13 protein-coding genes are annotated in these 16,553 nt (G+C 56.3%); 3 read left to right on the forward strand and 10 right to left on the reverse strand.

Annotation, left to right across the window (positions count from 1 at the left end):
- Positions 1 to 16: 16 nt before the first annotated feature.
- A complete protein-coding gene (locus LB568_RS05785) occupies positions 17 to 1,477 on the reverse strand; it encodes a hypothetical protein (protein ID WP_013894103.1) in 1,461 nt (486 codons plus the stop codon).
- Between the two features lie 133 nt (positions 1,478 to 1,610).
- On the opposite strand from LB568_RS05785, the gene LB568_RS05790 reads away from it, so the two are divergent.
- Positions 1,611 to 1,847, forward strand: a complete 237-nt coding sequence (locus LB568_RS05790) for a hypothetical protein (protein ID WP_224729558.1) — start codon at positions 1,611 to 1,613, stop codon at positions 1,845 to 1,847.
- Between the two features lie 39 nt (positions 1,848 to 1,886).
- Here LB568_RS05790 and LB568_RS05795 read toward each other — a convergent pair whose 3' ends face one another.
- The 8 genes from LB568_RS05795 to LB568_RS05830 form a co-directional block, all read right to left on the reverse strand.
- Positions 1,887 to 2,750 (reverse strand): sugar transferase, encoded by an 864-nt coding sequence (locus LB568_RS05795; protein ID WP_140572134.1) that lies wholly within the window; start codon positions 2,748 to 2,750, stop codon positions 1,887 to 1,889.
- 440 nt (positions 2,751 to 3,190) lie between these two features.
- A complete protein-coding gene (locus LB568_RS05800) occupies positions 3,191 to 5,005 on the reverse strand; it encodes a GNVR domain-containing protein (RefSeq protein ID WP_224729559.1) in 1,815 nt (604 codons plus the stop codon).
- 219 nt (positions 5,006 to 5,224) lie between these two features.
- The gene (locus LB568_RS05805; protein ID WP_013894099.1) at positions 5,225 to 7,549 is read right to left on the reverse strand and encodes an AGE family epimerase/isomerase; all 2,325 of its coding nucleotides are present in this window, start codon (positions 7,547 to 7,549) and stop codon (positions 5,225 to 5,227) included.
- A 193-nt stretch (positions 7,550 to 7,742) separates the two neighbouring features.
- Positions 7,743 to 8,516: a response regulator transcription factor gene (locus LB568_RS05810; protein ID WP_013894098.1), complete on the reverse strand. Its 774-nt coding sequence runs from the start codon at positions 8,514 to 8,516 to the stop codon at positions 7,743 to 7,745.
- Positions 8,517 to 8,889: 373 nt separating this feature from the next.
- Entirely contained in the window at positions 8,890 to 9,609 is a 720-nt protein-coding gene (locus LB568_RS05815; protein ID WP_013894097.1) for a Crp/Fnr family transcriptional regulator, read from the reverse strand.
- Between the two features lie 159 nt (positions 9,610 to 9,768).
- Positions 9,769 to 10,050, reverse strand: coding sequence for a hypothetical protein (locus tag LB568_RS05820; protein ID WP_013894096.1), 282 nt, complete (start codon positions 10,048 to 10,050; stop codon positions 9,769 to 9,771).
- A gap of 281 nt (positions 10,051 to 10,331) precedes the next feature.
- Positions 10,332 to 11,471, reverse strand: a complete 1,140-nt coding sequence (locus tag LB568_RS05825) for an acyltransferase family protein (RefSeq protein ID WP_224729560.1) — start codon at positions 11,469 to 11,471, stop codon at positions 10,332 to 10,334.
- Positions 11,472 to 11,678: 207 nt separating this feature from the next.
- Entirely contained in the window at positions 11,679 to 12,848 is a 1,170-nt protein-coding gene (locus LB568_RS05830) for an acyltransferase family protein (protein ID WP_224729561.1), read from the reverse strand.
- A gap of 238 nt (positions 12,849 to 13,086) precedes the next feature.
- Here LB568_RS05830 and LB568_RS33770 point away from each other — a divergent pair, with 238 nt between their 5' ends.
- Together LB568_RS33770 and LB568_RS05840 are read left to right on the forward strand one after the other, a co-directional pair.
- On the forward strand, positions 13,087 to 13,350 hold the full coding sequence (locus tag LB568_RS33770) for a VanZ family protein (RefSeq protein ID WP_224729716.1): 264 nt from the start codon (positions 13,087 to 13,089) through the stop codon (positions 13,348 to 13,350).
- Positions 13,351 to 13,610: 260 nt separating this feature from the next.
- Positions 13,611 to 14,021: a hypothetical protein gene (locus LB568_RS05840; RefSeq protein WP_140572128.1), complete on the forward strand. Its 411-nt coding sequence runs from the start codon at positions 13,611 to 13,613 to the stop codon at positions 14,019 to 14,021.
- Positions 14,022 to 15,637: 1,616 nt separating this feature from the next.
- Here LB568_RS05840 and LB568_RS05850 read toward each other — a convergent pair.
- Entirely contained in the window at positions 15,638 to 16,003 is a 366-nt protein-coding gene (locus tag LB568_RS05850; RefSeq protein WP_013894093.1) for a hypothetical protein, read from the reverse strand.
- Between the last annotated feature and the right edge of the window lie 550 nt (positions 16,004 to 16,553).

The raw sequence follows: 16,553 nt of genomic DNA on the forward strand, positions 1-16,553 counted from the left end.
GGGCATTCGCAACTTGTCACGCGTGCCCAGGGATCGAAGCCGTTCGACGCTTGCCGGAACGGACTGGATGATCGAACCGCGGCATGGCGGCAACCACGGCGCGATTGTCTTTGACGGGCAAGCGTCGACACACGAGAACGACAGCAAGTGGAATATAGAACACGATGCCTGGGTCGGGGCTGCCACTTGCCAGCGATCCAGCCACCAGTGAGGACAATGCGCAGGCGCGGGCGCTCGAGGCGATGGCGTCCACCTGCGGATCGACATGGCTGCTGCCTCGTAGGCCTCGCATCAGCATCGCCAGTAGAACCATCATGATGACCGTACCGAACAATCCCAATTGAGATAGAAGCGCTATCGGCCAACTTGACGCTCGAGAGCTGCCGAGGCCGACTCCCAACCCCGCCGTATCGAAGAAGGACTGCAGGCTCTTGTAGTTCCAGTAGCTGCGCTCCTGGCCGGAGGTCGACGTGACCTTGTTGATGATGGTGGTGTCGACAAGCTGCACCACCGGATCGAGGAAGTGAGGGTAAAACAAGATGACGCCCATACCCAGGAGCAGCAGGGGCATGAGAAGCGTCAAAAGCAAGGCTTCCCCAGATCTTAGCCGACCTGAAGCCAGGGACGTTGCGATGGATATGACGACCGGCAAGCTGACGATGGTGAGGCCGACATAGGCGGTCGACGATGTCGATAGCAACAGGAGGCCGAACAATACGGATCCCAGGCCGAGCGCAAACTTGGATCCGGTCTTGGTCCAGTAGGTGTAACTGAACGCAAGGCCTGACAGGGATACGCCGCCGAAGGCCGAAGCTTCTGAAAACGCCCCCGCGATGCGAAAGAATCCAGCCTCTGTAACGTCCGTCAACATAGAGTAGTTGGCGGTCCGGATGGGGGCGAGGATGTCGCCGGCACCTGCGACTTTCCCCAACAGATCCAGCATGCCCATCGACACGTGCAAGATGAACCACAAGAAGTAACCGCGTTTGATATCCGTTAACGTGCCTTCGCGCTGAACCAGCACGCAGACCGCCAGAAACGTAAGCCCAGCAAGCACGAAGTATCCGGTCTGAGAAATGTTGGCCGACACCGGCGCCAACGCCGCTTCGTAGACGCCCCTGCCGGTTCGCGACGCAACAAAGGCACTGGTCTGTCCCTCAAACAGCCGTGGGAACAGCAGCGCGCCCAAAGTCACATAGATCATCAGCGCGCACACGATCCATGTTGCACCAATATGTCCGAAGGCTATTCCAATTTCGCGCCATATTCCACGCCGCGCCAACGCTGTCGCGATGAGCAGTATGTTGAAAATCGTGAAGATCAGCGGAGATGATCCTCCTAGGGAGCCTATTGTGCCGATTGCGGTCGCGCCGAAAGCCAGCGAGGCAATAAGGGCGGTGATCATCGACCAGCGCATGTAGGTCACAACTGCAAGAATTCCACAGCATACCAACAGGCCAACGACGGAGATTTGCACTCAAATCCTCCAATAACCGGCGTATGATGCGCAAGCGCATGGACAAATCATCTGCTTCACACGAAGGGCCGACTCTGATCTCCTGCACACGCTGATCAGATCGACCGTGCCAAGCCGACCTGGGGAGATCGTCGTGTTATTTGCCGTCGTCGGCGTTGCAAGCCTGTCCCTGCTGATCGGGCTGAAGTTCCGCGCGCCAGCGATCATTGTGGCTACGCTTGTGGTGATCCTCATGGGCCTCATCACCGGCAGTGTTCTCCAGCTTTCGGTTCGAACCACGATCGGCTCTACACTATGCCTGGTTCTCGTTGCGCAGACTTTCTATCTGATCGGCCTTGCGATCGGACTGCTGCGCCACCGTACTCGGTAGCGTTGCAAGCGCGTTGGCCGTGGTTCCAGCGGGTGCCACCTAGGAAGTCTGATCAAATCGCAAGATCGCCGGTATTGTCCTTGCAAGGATTTTGAGGTCGCTTGCGAATGACCATGTCTGGATATACTGAGTGTCGATCGATACACGGGAAGAATATTCGGCCAGGTTTCTGCCGCTCACCTGCCAAAGGCCCGTCAGCCCTGGGCGCGCTTTCAGATATTCCAGCGATGCGGCTCCATAGCGTTCCAGTTCGTCGGCCACGACAGGTCGCGGACCAACGCAGCTCATGTCGCCACGCATGATATTGAACAACTGCGGCAGCTCATCCAAGCTCGATCTCCGCAGCATATGGCCAAAAAACACAACACGTGGATCGCACTTCAGCTTCTGGTTGGCCTCCCACTCTTGAGCGGCGTCAGGATTGGAACTCAAATGTCGTTCCAGCACCTCCTCGGCATTTCGAACCATGGTGCGGAACTTGTAGCAATCGAAGGCCGCTCCGTTGAACCCGATGCGGCGGTGAACGAATAGTACCGGCCCGCCCGTCGTTATTTTTATGACGAGAGGGATGAATATCATAACGGGGCTGACCAGAACGAGCGCGATTGAGGCAACCAGGAGGTCTAGCAGCCGTTTTGCACGACCCCCGATTGGCTGCAGGCGTCGGCTTGGTGCGTTGTCGTTGGCGATTGCCGAAGATTTGTCGGTCCCAGGAGTGATGGCGTTGGGGGCTTGGCTGGCGCTGACTTCTGCTGAACAGACAGAATGTACATGCGGCCTGATGCTTGCGCTGGGCTCCGGCAGGGCAAACAGTGCCACCGGCGCGGCTCGCTTCCCCACCGAAGGGTTCATTCCAAGCTGCTGCAGACTGTTTTCAAACGTGTCGGACATTTGTAGCGACAACTTTCTGTTTCCTTGACATATTCGCAATCGAGCATGCCGGTCAGCAAGCAACGAAAAGGTAGTAGGTCTGCGATTACGCACTTCACCCAACTTACGCCGAAGTTGCTAGAGAACGACCCCTGGTGCCCACCCACATATGCGCACCCGCCAGCGTTTATAGTGAGTGCACCGGCGAGACCTGCGCGTACGACGCAAGCCTTGCCGCAGGCCGCACGGCTATGCCGGCGGGTGTGAGGCGGGCCGATTGGACGGAGCGGCGGCCAGATTGTCTACGAAAGCGAACGAAGCGGGGCGATGGCGTGCAACCTGGCGCCGGCGACGCCCGTCATCAGCATTGCAAGACGCCTATGCATCCAAGCGTCAGGATGCCTGACTGTCATGTCAGCCGAACCAAATCGACGGGGTCAATTCCAAGACGGCAACGCGCCAGGGGGTCATCGTTAGCGTGGAGCTTGAGCTGCGAGCTTACGGTGATCACGCGTCGAAGCTGAATGGACTTTGGTCAGTATTACGCCCAGGACGGTTGAATTGTTGTTCCTGAGGGTCGCCACTAACTCTGCAAGTTGGTCCATGGAGGTTACGCCCCACTGCGCTACAACAATCACGCCAGCAAGCATCGGGCAGATTGAAAGTGTATCGGATCCCGATGTAAATGGCGGAAGATCTACAAGGGTCATCTTGTAGTATAGGCCGACTTCCTTCAGAACATTCTCCAAATTCTTGGCGATAATCAAATTGCCCGCTCCACTCTCAGAGCTCTTCAAGCAGTAATATCCAGTTTCCTCAATTAACTGGATTTTTCTTACATGCCCTTTTGCATCAACGGATTCCTGGTCGAACACATCGAAATTCGGCGTCTTCAGCAAATCATTGGCCACGGCGGAATTATTGTCGGCATTAACGACCAGAGTTTGAATGCCCGATACTGCATAGAGCGCCGCCAGATTGCTAACGACGGTGGCTTTTCCGTCTCCGGGGGACACTGAAGTGATCCCGATCCGCGCTTGGCTGGGTCCTCTCGCGACGTTGATCGATAATTTGGCACTTTTCAAGCTGGCCGCGAAGACGGATTGAGGCTCCCTGAGCACCTCGTCGAGACGACCGAAACCACCTCGTTTGAAACGAACGTGCGGCAACTCTCCAATACACGCCAGACCCAGTTCCCGGCCGATTTGCTGCGCCGAGCGTACATTGCGATCAAGACTTCGTCGAGCAACGGCAAAGCCGATGCCGGCGACCAGTCCGGCGAGTCCCCCGAAGGCAAGGATCAGTTTCTTGCGTGGCCAGCTTTCCACCTTCGGGCTGGTCGCGGAGGTGATGACCCTGGCATTTGCGATTAGATATGGCTGTTGATCAACCGAATTTGTGTATGCCGCAAGCAGGCTCTCGTACATCTTGCGGTAGGTATCCGCGGTAACTTCCAGCTGCTCCAGGGTGGTCTGGCGGTCGCCGCCAGCCACGCCATCCTGGCCGCCGACAGGCGTTTGGTTTTGATCGATACTATAGTCATGCTTTGCCCGAAACTCCTGGGCGATGCGGGTGGCTTCGTTCATCTGGTTGCCGACCTCCTGCATCCTCTTCTCCAACCAAACGATCCCTTCTCCAGCTGCCTGCGTTGTCGTTTGAACCTGCTCGCGCACGAAGGCATCGGCCGTCGCATTTGCAATACGTGCCGACAAAGCCGGCTCCAAGGACTGGAAGGTGATATCGATCGCGTAGGAGACGCCGACACGCTGCACCTCCAGACCCTCATCGAACACCTCAACCGCGACGCGCTCGCGCTCCGATTCCGGTTGCCGAACTTCCGTTTGTTTGTCGTCTGACCACGGGAAATTCTCCAACGCGGCATAGCCGCCATGGTCGTGCAGCGACGCGGCGTCAACGATGCTGGCCCAGGCCCTTCGAATCCGGGCCCCGATGCCAGGCCCATGAATGTCCCTGAAGCTTGGATCGTTCATAAGCCCAAGGTCATCGATTACCATCATCGCGATCTTCTGGGAGCGCAGAACCGCGAGCTGGCTCTCGACCTGGGCGGTGTCGAGAGACAGGTTCACTTCGGCGGGCTGCTGTTGCTGAAGGCCGCGGGGAATCTTCGGCTCGATCAGGATTTGCGTTCGCGCCGAATAGATCGGGTCAGAGGTGATGACATAGAACGTCGATAGCAAGAGACCTGCAACACAAAACGCAGATATGAAGACAATATACTGCCTCACAAAGTAGAATACATCGTGAAGACTGATGAATTCGTGCGACATGCCAACTTCTCGCCATGACCTGTCGTTTGTCGCCAGCGACCGTTGTAGCATGCTTGAAATCCATATTTACGACTGGACCAATTCCAGCAGTTGAGAGATAGGCTGTCGCTCCCGCTGCGAAAACCCGTTCAAATGGTGTACAGTGCCGAGCGGTGTTGCTCCAATGGTGGTCGGTATCAGCTCATTTTGATGAGGCGCGGCCGGTATGACAGAGGCATTCTAAGCCGAATCCCGAAGCGCCTGATCGAACATATCTCGATCCAAGCCGGGCCTTGATGCATCAGGCGATGCCGATATCGGCCGAACTATCGCACTCTCCGTCTTGTCAAGATACTGCATCAGGGCCGTCACCAGGTGATAGAATATGCTGGCGGGCGTTTCCGTGGCTAAGGCCCTGCCCTTTTCATCGATCCTGTCGATCCACAGTCCTACGGGGGCTGGGTCGATATGCCAGCGAAACAAGCGCCCGACACGGGTTTCGATCTCCGGCTTCAGGTCTGGCCCGCCGGTTCCATCCAGTGCGATCGCGGCCTTGATCGCCTCCGCCTGGGGCCAGCTCCTCGAGATCATGTCGAGCGGCAAAGCTGAACGCGACACGGCACCATAGGCCAGGCCGGTCGATCGATTGAGCCCATTGGCTATAGCGGAGGCATAGAGCTTTCTTGCATAGGGCATGAGATCAGTCTGTCCGCTCTTGTCGGCAAACTCGACGAGGAGCGAGGCCCATTCGAAATGGTGGCCGGGCTCAGTCCATTGCCCCTGCTCACCGGCAGCCGGCTTCCATTTGTCGTCGAAATACTCCCCGAGCGTCCAGCTGTCGGCATCGAAAAAATGCGTGCGGAAGAGATCGACGATGCGCGCTGCATGGCGAAGATAGCTCCGCTGGCCGGTAGCCGTATGCCACGCCAAGAAGGCTTCCAGCAAATGCATGTGGGGGTTGCTGCGGCGTAGCCCCGTCCCGCTCGACGTTTCGAGAAACCCGTTCAAACGGCCATCTTCAAGATGCGCGGCGACGAAAGCCATGGTTTCTTCGCCGAGCCTGAGCGCATCCGGGTTTTGTGCCTGATGGGCGTATGCCAGGGCCAGAAGAACACAGGCATGATCGTAGGCATCCTCGCACGGATCCGCGACGGCTCCGTCGACATTGAGTGTACGTGCCCAGCCACCTCGACTGGTTCGTCCACGCTTCATGAACTCGATTCCATGCGCGATGATATTGTCGGCGGGTCCGTCCCACCCGCGCAGCTTGGCGACCGAAAACGCATAGACCTGCCGCGCCATTGTTCGCATGCGCTTTTGCTTGGAAAGCGGCTTGCCGTCTAGCGATAATGCCTCGTGGAAGCCTCCGTAGCGTTCGTCCACCCCCACCGTCGACCAGTGCGGCAATGTCTCATTGAAAAGCCAGTGTGCAACACGCTCGCGCCAGGCGCCCGGCAGCAGAACATGATTGTGGGAAGGCGTGAACTTGGTTTCGAGACGGCCCCATTTCTCAAGCCGCTCGACAACCCGCCTAACATGCTGGCTTTCGGCTACAGGGGCCACGAAGGTCGCATCGGCGGTCGAGACAACGGCAACGTTCTTCAGCCCGATTGCCGACAGCAACCTGCCGCGGCTGCGCAGATAGGAATTTTCGCAGTCTATGGCAACGACATCGCCGATCACCACATTTCCGCTCTCATCGGTCACGCTTGAATCCAGCAATGATTGCCAAGAGCCAAGATCGCTCCAAGTGAAGCTTGCAGGTACCAGAGCGATATTGCTGACTTTCTCCATGATGGCGTAGTCAATGGATATCGCCGGGATTGACGCATAGAGATCGAGCGGGAGATAGGTACCAGAGACGTTTGTCGTCGCCGCATCCAGGGCTTTTTCAGCGCGACGCCAAATCTCGGGACGGTGGCGAAGAAAGGCTTCGCGCATGGTGCTCGCGCGGTACAGAAAGATGCCTGTGTTCCAGAAAAATGAATCGGTGCCGATGTACGTCTTTGCCACCTCGAGCTCGGGTTTCTCGATGAACCGAAGCACGTTGCGAATGTCGGCTCCATCCGTGGGCGCCCCGGCCTCAATGTAGCCATATCCAGCTTCAGGGCGACTTGGACGTAGGCCAAACACAACAAGGCTGCCTTCGTCCGCAGCTGGCATGCCTTTCTCGATTGTCTCCCAGAATTCCAGGTTGGTGGAGATCGCATGATCAGAGGGCACGATGAGAACGATCCCATCCCCGTAGCGAGCCATCGTGTGCAGCGTCGCAGTGGCGACGGCAGCAGCAGTGTTGCGTCCGACCGGTTCGAAGACGGCACATCCACCAGAAAGGTCAATTCCGACAAGGTCGGACCGGACCCTATCTGCGTTGCGTTCCGACGCTATCAGATGGATCGGCGTCTCGGCGTTGCAGCGGCTCTTCAGTCGCCTGACGGTTTGGGTCAGCATTGACCCTTCACCAGCGAGATCATGGAACTGCTTCGGGTTGTCCTCCCGAGACAGCGGCCATAGCCGGGCGCCAACTCCGCCACTCAACACAAAACAGGAAATTCGACCAGTCATGATGCTTTCAACCCGCTCAGGCGCGACACAGATCGCCAGTAAGCTTTCCCTTGAGAGCCCGGCAGCCGTAGCCGACGCAAATCTCGAAGCGCCTGTGAACTGGAGTTACAATCTACGCCTGCGTAGCTCGTGAGAGTCGCCGCTGAGAAATCTCTCCAACACAAGGCATGCTAGATCAACACGCAAGAGCGCTTCAACTCGCTCGTACCGACTGATTTGCACCGGGAAACATCTCGTTCAGCATATAGACAGCCTCTGTCCTGTTCGTTGCTTTCAACTTTTTCATGATATTGCGGATATGAACTTTGACCGTACTTTCTCGAAGATTGAGCTCGTGGGCGATTATCTTGTTCGCCTTCCCGCGTCTGAGAGCTTGGACAACGTCCTCTTGCCGCTCGGTAAACACGCTCGCCATAGGTCTTGGCATTTCGACATCAGCCTCAATGGTCTTGTGCAACCCTGCAAGGCTACTTGCCGGAACAAATGTGCCGCCAGCGATGACGAAGTTTATGGCTTCGACACAAATTTCGAAGCGGAGGGATGAGGGGATATACGCCTTGGCGCCGTAGCCCAGAGCCCTGAGAATCTGCTCCAACTCGTCAGTGTCAGCCAAGATCGCAACTGGAGCGGGATGAGCCTTCCTGACGAGGTCGGCTATAGCGTCTCCTGTCTTTGCATCACTGACCTTCCGGCTTCCCAGGTTTAGCAGAACTGCCGAAGCCGGCGGCATATTCTCGCACAGCTGCCATTCGTCGATCGAGCCGAATGACACGATATCTTTCCCGACACGGTAAGTGGTCAAGCATTGTGCCAAGCATTGCCGATCAAGCACACGTTCATCGAGCAGAACCAGGCAGGTTTCAGCAGTTGCCTTTCCGTGAAGACGTATTGCCCCTGCCCCGCCTTTTTGACCGACGAGTTCCAGCCCAAGGATGGGTTTGGTATCTGTTTGAATTGCCGTAATCATGCCACTCACCCCTAAACAACACCCACGTTCGAGACCGGCACGAGACGGGGATTTCGGGACAAGCGAAATAGTGCGAACGATTTTCTGTTCGCGTCAAAGATAACAGACTGTGCGTTCCCAGGCCCCCGCCATCGTCACACGTCTAATTTAGTCAGGCTATCAGCGAAACTGCACGCTTTCACTAATATAAGTTAAAGAAGCGTAAAAAAATTGAGTTCATTTGGCGGGAGGAAGATCGCCCGGCATCCGTGCACAACCCTCGGCAAAGGCTCGTGCTGTTGGGGGGCGAAACGCACCCGCACCGGGCCATATAGAGGCGCCCGCCCGTGTAGTTGAAATGGACCGTCTCGGGCATGCAGACCGGGGACATGCGTCAGCTGTCGACATACCTGTCGTCGAACCCTGCAAACTTTGCGATGCCCTCTCGATCCAGGATCCGGACATGGCCCTGACGAAACTCCAGAAGCTTGCGTTCACGCAGTTCTCGCAGCATGCGATTGACGTGAATAGGCGTCAGCCCTAGCGCGTCGGCGAGGTCGTACTGGGTAAGCGGGCAAGAATAACCATTGCGGGCAACACCACCCACGCGCTCCAAGCGCGTCCTAAGCTCGAGGAGCAGGTGTGCGGTGCGCGTCAAGGCACTGCGCCGACCAACATTGGTCAGATGTTGAGCGACAAGCGCCCGCTGATGGACCAAAGTTTCAAGAAATAGGGAAGCTATGCGAGGCGACTTGGCGACTGCAAGCGCGAACGCCTTGGTTGATGTCTCGAATACCGCAAGATCGGTCTGTGCGACAAACGTCTCCGGAGCAGTTCCTGGGAAAGAGTGTGGCAGGACGACGTCGCCTTTCAACGCAAAATCCAGGATCTGACGCTGACCGCCGGCCAGATTGTGTGATATGCATCCCCAGCCAGACTCGATTATGAAGACACGAGCAGCGTGCTGGCCTTGATCGACGATTGCCGTTTCGGCCGGATACCGCCTCAGCGCGAAGCCGAGTGCTTTGATGTAATCCTTGTCATCATCATCAAGTCGGGTCGATGAGGGACGGTTTTCGTTCCCAGTCACAAATGGATGCGATGCAGATACCATTGAACCCCACCAGCCCCTCCTTTTGACATCCCGGGGTTAGTGTATATCAGGCTCGAGTAGATGAGTAGCCTATATTAGCTACACCTATTGGATGAAGAAGCGACGTCGGGGTTACGTTGGCCGCAGCCAATCTGGCGAACAGCGCCCGCCGGGCGCGGATCAGGCTTTGCTTTTCTTGAAACTTTCTCGGATGGCCTCGACCATCTCACTCGCCACCATACAACTTCGGTTGTCCACCTGCGTTGCAGCATTCCGCAGCGTCGTCGCGGCGTCTTTCAGCACCCCCCTGATTTCTCTGGCCGTGAGTATCTCGGATGCTTCCAATTCAAGCAACAGCGCTTCGCTCACATGCAAGGCGGCAAGTGCTATTGCCTTGGGTCTGTTGCCCTGCACAACGGGCAAGTCGCCGCTCGGTCTGCTGCGTGACTTCCTTTTTCCCATCTTTAATCTCTCGATCTCTCCGAACCGGACCAACTTACAACGCACGCCGCTGCAGAATTTGAACCATACTAGTCCTATTCAACAGCCCACCACAGCATATCGTGCCTACCAAGTTAGCTGTAGCTCATTGACAGGCCGAGACCCCAACGGACCTATCGACACCAGGCAGACGTCGCGAGGTTGGCCTTTGGGGAACTGACCCTGCGAAGGAGCCCGCAGCACCATCTCATGGTTGCCAACAAAGACCTGCCGCGGATTTGCCCGTCCCGCATTGCGACCCTTCACATGGCCGCCAGTTTGGCCGCGCCTGAAATGGGACGTGCGAACCTTCCGGTGATGGCGTTCTGGATTTTTTTCTCCAACCAGCTCACGCCAGCACTGACAATCAAGACCGAGGCTACAGACACGACAAACACGGCATTGGCTGAGAGTCCCGTGCGAAACAGAAACCACACAATAACCATTCCAAGCGCATAATGATTTAAGTATACGGTGTAGCTTATCCTCCCAATATACTTTACAGCACCACGGTACATTCCGGATGTTTTACTAATTTTCAGGTCAAAAAAATTTCCAAGCGCCATTGCCGATAACAGAAAAGCGTAAATTGAAACCGCTATGTATCTATATTCTCCAGAGTTGTCCAAATTGAGCAATATCTCAATTATTCCCATTATCGAGAACGCAACAAACAGAATGGTCATTGGCATATAGCTGGGGCGCGGTCCACGATCTTGGTTGCTGGCAACGAAAAACAACATTCCAGCCGCGAAGAAGACGCCGTGCTGCAACAAGAGTAATTTGAAAGGAAAGCGGGAGAGCACAGCTATTGCACCCTCCGCCCCAACGGAGGACGGCGCCAAATGAAGGCCGCTCATAACTAGAAGATATGCCGAACTCGACAGACCTATCAATTTTGCCAAGTCATAGAGCGACAGGCGGAATTTGGATATGACGCAAACGGCGACCAGTAAATAGAAAGTCACCTGCACAACGAGCGACCAGACCACACCGTCAATGTATGGTCCCTTGGGAGATAAAACAGCGGATCTGATAGCATCCAATACCAGAACTCGGAAGTCTTCGCCGTAAAAGGCGCGCGCACCCAAACTGACGATTGCCGACAGCCACAAGGCAGGCAGGATGCGCGTAGCCCGGATACGCGCGAACCTCAGAGCCGCGGACACCCCGCCATCGCGAGAGGCGCTCATTGCAATCGCAAAACCCGAAATCACAAACAAGGTGGCGACACCTGCCGCTCCCAAGCCTGCAAAGACAGACAGGAACCCGAAGGCCGCATCCTCTCCGCTGGTGACCGATGCCGACGTCGCGGCATATGTAGCGAAATGGCTTAGGAGCACCAATATGGCGGACACAATCCGCAGGAAGTCCAAGGTGAAGTAGTGCGGCTTGCGGTCCATGGGATGTTATGGGCCTTTGCTCCGGGCGCCACGAAGGCATCGCTTTTTGCTACATCGAAAGGCCTGCCGCGACCACTGCACAGTTTGAAGAGGGCGTCATCCCTTCGGATAATCGGTCGACTGAACATGGCTGCTCAAGGCCCATGCTTTGCGACTCCTGACGAGCTTCCAGGCGCCGCACGGCCACTGCCCCCATCAAGAAATGCGCTAGGCGCCCGCGGCGACCACTCGGACGCGAGTGTCGTCGTCGGCAGGCTTGACCTGCGAAGCCGACGCGGGGGTGTGAAACCAGCTTTTGGCCACACCTTGGATCTTGCCCTCCAGCCACAGGACAGCCAAACTTAAAATCAATACGGTCAGCAAGGAAACTCCAAAGGAAACGGGTGCCGGAAGCCTAAAAGAGTTTACAAACCAAACAATAATCATCCCAGAAGCGTAATGATTGAGATACAGCGGATAGCTCAATCTGCCGCAGAACTTGATCGCCCTGCTATATCCCAGAAGGCGTGAATTCACCGCGTCTTGTGAAACGACGTTTAGAATTATTGCTGCCACGCATGAGGCCCAGATTCCAGCTGCTGCGATTCTGTAGGAATAAGCCCTGTCCACCGAAAACAATACCTCCAGCACACCCATTGCGAGGAAAACATACATCAACGAAGCCATCTGTGTACGACGGAGTCTCTGCAGGCTATCGTTCAAGCCAAACAGCATCATCCCAGCGGCAAAAAAAATGCCGTGCTGAAGAAGCAACACCTTGAAGTGGAAGCCGGACAGGGGCGCAATTACATCAGATGAGAAGCTATTGGCTGGCATGCTATTGAGAACAAACAGGGCCAGTACATAGACAGAACTGCAGGCGCCTATAACGATTGCCAGTCCATAAAGAGATAGGCGAAATCGAGAGATTATACAGATGAAGATCATCGCGTAGAATACCGCTTCGACTACTAAAGACCATACGACACCGTCAATGTATGGCCCCTTCGGTGATAGGATAATTGATCTTATAAACGCCATCGGCAGCAATGATACATTCTCTCCGTAGGCAGCTCTAGCTGCAAGACAGATCAGCGCAGATATCCATAAAGCCGGTAATATACGAACGGCGCGGAGTCGCGCGAACCGGAATGCGTGCGACAATCCTCCCTTGCCGGAAGCACTCATGGCGATCACAAAGCCGGAAATTACAAAGAATATTTCGACCCCCACCGCGCCCACGCCGGCGAAAGCCGAAAGGAAGCCGAACGCGGCTTGGTCGAGGTCGACAACCGACGCCGACGCCCCTCCGAAAGTCGCAAAGTGATTCAACAGCACCAGGGTCGCCGCCAAAATGCGCAGCAGGTCTATCGCCAGATAGTGATGGGTAGATTTCATTGCATTCCCGCACTCTGCCTGGCGCTAAAGGCAGGATGATAGACCGAAATGGTCGGTGCGGCTGCTAGTACGTTTGGATGTGGGCAGAAGGCTAGCCGCTGACATTAAACTGAGGATAGATGCGTGCCTGATTGCTTGCTAGTGGTGAAGAATGTTTGTGACCGTCTGCCGGACTGCCGCGTGGCTAACCCTTGTTGCTATCGTCGTCGTGACGATTGTTCCGATCGGGATGCGGCCTATGTCGGGGTTTGGACCGGAACCCGAGCGAATAGCCGCTTTTCTAGCCTTTGGCTTGCTGCTCGGGCTCGCGTACCATCGAAATTGGCTTCTGACGCTCTGCCTTGTCGTTGCTGTAGCGTTCGGCATAGAGGCCTTGCAACTGTTAAGCCCAACACGACACCCGGCCGTCGATGACGCTGTCGTTAAGGCTGCTGCGGGTGTTGCCGGGGTCTTGGCGGGTTGTCTAATTGCGAGGAACGGTCAGTCTCGACAGCGCCCATAACCTCTCTTCCTCACGTATTCGCTACGGAGGTTTGGCGATACGGGAAGGACGCACAATCCGTGGACCTGGGGCAAAACCGTTCGGTGCTGAACCGCTTGCCAATTTGAATAGCGCGAACCTTGGGACGACGGGGCTAGTCCCTTTGCATGCCTGCATCATCCAAGTTGTGGAATGGACTGACCGTTCTGCCGGGCTGTAGGCTCAGCAGGGGCAGTGCGCCTTGGGGGGCGATGGTGATACCGTTATCAATCAGAGAGTTGTTGGAACTTGACGCCTACCGGCGAACGATCAAGGCAATTGACCACGCGTATGAACTCACCCTGGGAGAGGCTGGTTCGGACGCAGAGCGCGAGCGGGCACGGTACAAACGTCATTGGGAGACATTGTTGTACTCCGAGCAGATCGAAGCGATTAGGACGCGACGACTGTTGCGGAAAGCAGACAAGTTGGCGATTGACTACGCGGTTGAGGATGGAGCGCTTTGGAAGCGGTCAATCCAGCTTGACTGCTGGATCCTGACGGCAAGCGGATATTCGGAAATCCGGAACGCGGTCCGGGAAGAACGCAAGGAACAATGGCGAGCGGCCATGGCGCGGATGGGCTGGCTCATCGGCATTTTCGGCTCGTTCACAGGTCTGTTGTCCGTGTGGCGCCTTGCGCGGGGACTCTAGCAAATCGGGCTAGGGCCGCCGCCCCCTTCTCACTTCGCGTGACAAGACTATGCCTCACTGCGTACTGTATTCGCACTTTTATCGGCGCCAGCAGCATGGCTTCAGTTGCAGATTGCTCCCGCGCCAACTGCGGTTGAGCAACCGGAGGCGCAGGGCCTTCGATCATCGCAGTGCCGGAGCCGTTGCGGTGATGTCCTCGGCAAAGGCTGCAGGGTATTGCCGAGTGAGGAACGAGGCCCCGCCGTGTTGAAGTCGGCCGCCATTCGATAGTGGCGTTGCGGACGTGGTCGCGGCCGAAGAGCAGGCTCTCCTGCAAGAGTTTTATCACGCCTGCGGCCGGAAGGCAGTAAGCCTGCGCCACTGAAGAAGGCGCCGATCAAGCGGATGCCAGATGATATCAAGCGCATACCCGGGCCGGGATTCTCCCACTTGCCACCCGGTCAGGTTGCATGCCGGGTTATCATTTGTTGGAGAATTCAGGCGCATCGTAATTGCGGACATGCCATGTGATTCGTTCATGTCCATAGGCCTCGGCGTCTCACCCATCGCCGAGGCCTATTCGTGCCTAAACTGTTGGCTCGACAAGCCTCGGTCCATTTTGTGTAACCACGAATTTATGGCGTTCGTTCGTCCTCAGCCGGCCGTGTCGGCCCCCAATCGTCAGTTGTCACCGCGCAATTCCGATGTTGATATTTGCGTTGAGCCTATCGCGTCCCTGCCCGAAATATCAGTGCGAAACGATACGCCTTTGGCGAGACGGGTTGGCAGAGCGCACGAGAAAGTGCTTCCGCAGTGCGCTGATCAAGTTCAAGCATGACATTGTCGTAAGTGTCCGTGAGGCCGCAACTGGGGCAAGTCAACCGGTCGGACCCTGGAGACCGAGTGACACCGGTAAGGGGCACTTTGCATCGATTGCAGCCAACCTTAGGATCACTTTCGATCATGTAGGGCGTATCCCGCTTGTCTTTCTGAACAAGCAATTGCGGTGCCAAACGCGGTTGATCCGTTTCGGGACATCCTTACAGCGGCCTCGCCGTGTCCTACACGATCATTGAGACCACGCCTTCGATATGGCTACATGGTCGATCAGCTGGAAGATGGCAGCCTCGACGGCATGATCTGGCTGAACTGGAAACGGCTATCCGGCGCGATGACACCCTAGCTCGCGGCGCTCACCTGGCATTGATATGCAGACGGCTTAGCCCTCATATTGCGGGTGTGCCTCGAGGAGCGTTGCGGGCAGAGATCGGTAACCGGCTGGTCTTTCCGATCATCCTCAATGAGCCTGGATAGCTGCCATTCAGCGCGTCAGGTGGCGCATTGCCCTTCCATCTGCTGAGCAAGCTTACGAGCGCACCAGGGTCATCATCGCCAGTCTCAGCCAATGTCTCCGGAGACGTCAAGCTGGCCACGTCACTGCTCGGCCGTGCGACCCATTGCGTTGGTGACGCCGAGCTACAGGCCCTAAGCGCAAGCCAGTTGCAGCCTCTCGTGGTTGATATCGTCCGGGCGGAGGGTTGCGACCGGCGGGAACGAGGACGATGGCCACCCTACCATTGTGGAACTCGCGTGGGATCTTTACGAGAAACGTCGCGAGGATCTGTAGCAGCCCACAATCAGCGGCGGTCGCGTTTTCCTACGGGTAGGTCGTGACTTTGCCCCGGCCGGGCTGGGATCTGACGCCAGAACTTCGGTTGCTCGTTTGGGCTCGACTGGGACCAGCGCGGCTTGCCGGGGCCATCCGACCACCAGTCGATGTGAATTTCCGGAAAGATGCGCGCACGGGGGCAAAGCACGAGAATCCTGGTTCCGTCCTTGGGAGCAGATGAAATGTCATCCCATCTTTCATCCCGCGCCCGTGCAGCCGCGATGACCTTCTTCGCGAAGAGCTCGTAGGAGTCGATCGAAGACGGCAATTCACATGCAACCAGGAACTCTTGCGTAAGCGCCTGTGCTAATGTTGCATCGGTCTTATCTGTCATCTGTACCTCCTGAGGTGTAAAAGCGGTCATGCGCGATGGCCAAGGTCGTTGACTAACTCAGTTCGCATAGTGCGAAAGTCTGTACGAAGTGGGAGCGATTACTCACCACAGATATCCAAACGGTTCCAGCCCCACAATTATTGTTGTTCCCATTCGAAAAAGTGAAACACACCTTTAGGTAAAGACAGCTAGATCGCCCGCCGTTTCATTAACATCGGCACTATCGTGAATCTTATTCCCCTTGAATGCTCTGCGTCTGAAGCATTTTAGCAACGGCTCATATATATCATATGAGCCGCTTGGGTGTCCATCTCGCCATTCTGCAACAAGCTCGCGCGTAAGTCCTAAATTTCGGGTCAGAATGAACAAGATCGGCGGATATCATCCAGCCTTTCCTGGGTCCAGCAAGGCTCTCTCTCGAAATCCCAGAAGGAAGCGGGTTGAACGAACGCTATATACACTGCCTGTGCTCACTAATTCCGGCTAGGAGATGACATCTCGCGGCATTGATTGCCATGGCCCTGCCCCGAGCGAGCATCCTTGCCGAATT

The organism is Mesorhizobium sp. B263B2A (assembly GCF_020165775.1).
Classification (GTDB): Bacteria; Pseudomonadota; Alphaproteobacteria; order Rhizobiales; family Rhizobiaceae; genus Mesorhizobium; species Mesorhizobium opportunistum.

Bases quoted from the DNA above. Each gene is read 5' to 3' on its own strand.
- LB568_RS05800 (WP_224729559.1), bottom strand. From the start codon at position 5,005: ATGTCGCACGAATTCATCAGTCTTCACGATGTATTCTACTTTGTGAGG.
- LB568_RS05805 (WP_013894099.1), bottom strand. From the start codon at position 7,549: ATGACTGGTCGAATTTCCTGTTTTGTGTTGAGTGGCGGAGTTGGCGCC.
- LB568_RS05810 (WP_013894098.1), bottom strand. From the start codon at position 8,516: ATGATTACGGCAATTCAAACAGATACCAAACCCATCCTTGGGCTGGAA.
- LB568_RS05815 (WP_013894097.1), bottom strand. From the start codon at position 9,609: ATGGTATCTGCATCGCATCCATTTGTGACTGGGAACGAAAACCGTCCC.
- LB568_RS05820 (WP_013894096.1), bottom strand. From the start codon at position 10,050: ATGGGAAAAAGGAAGTCACGCAGCAGACCGAGCGGCGACTTGCCCGTT.
- LB568_RS05825 (WP_224729560.1), bottom strand. From the start codon at position 11,471: ATGGACCGCAAGCCGCACTACTTCACCTTGGACTTCCTGCGGATTGTG.
- LB568_RS05830 (WP_224729561.1), bottom strand. From the start codon at position 12,848: ATGAAATCTACCCATCACTATCTGGCGATAGACCTGCTGCGCATTTTG.
- LB568_RS33770 (WP_224729716.1), top strand. From the start codon at position 13,087: ATGTCGGGGTTTGGACCGGAACCCGAGCGAATAGCCGCTTTTCTAGCC.
- LB568_RS05850 (WP_013894093.1), bottom strand. From the start codon at position 16,003: ATGACAGATAAGACCGATGCAACATTAGCACAGGCGCTTACGCAAGAG.